Here is a 437-nt window from a genome sequence, read left to right as displayed (position 1 = left end):
TTACCTTTTATCGAAAGAAAAAGTGAAGCGATGGCCCAAAGATATGATAGCGGCGGGGCGTTTTCATACAGTTGGCCTGAAATCGGATGGCACGGTAGTAGCGGTGGGCCGGAATAAAGAAGGGGAATGTAATGTAAGTGGCTGGCGAGATATTGAAGCAGTCGCAGTGGGCAATGTTCATATGGCAACGAACACGGGTAATGCTCATACAATCGGTCTTACATGTGACAGTACTGCGGTAGCACTGGGTTGGAATAAGCATGAACAATGTGATGTAAACGATTGGCATAATATTGTAGCGGTTGCGGCAGGGTGGCGTCGTACTATTGGCCTGAAATCGGATGGCACGGTAGTAGCGGTGGGCCGAAATAAAGAAGGAGAATGCAATGTAAGCAGTTGGCAAGGTATTGTGGCAGTCACAGCGGGTGACTGGCATA

At 48.5% G+C, this 437-nt stretch carries 1 protein-coding gene; it reads left to right on the top strand.

The window, feature by feature from the left end:
* Positions 1-437: RCC1 domain-containing protein (locus MR107_RS30410; RefSeq protein WP_472926411.1), on the top strand; the 437-nt coding region annotated here is incomplete at both ends.

Source organism: Bacillus cereus group sp. BfR-BA-01441, from assembly GCF_022663075.1.
In the GTDB taxonomy this organism is placed as follows: domain Bacteria; phylum Bacillota; class Bacilli; order Bacillales; family Bacillaceae_G; genus Bacillus_A; species Bacillus_A cereus.
The sequence above is the reverse complement of the archived record's forward strand: the minus strand, read 5'-3'. Positions and strand labels throughout refer to the sequence as shown.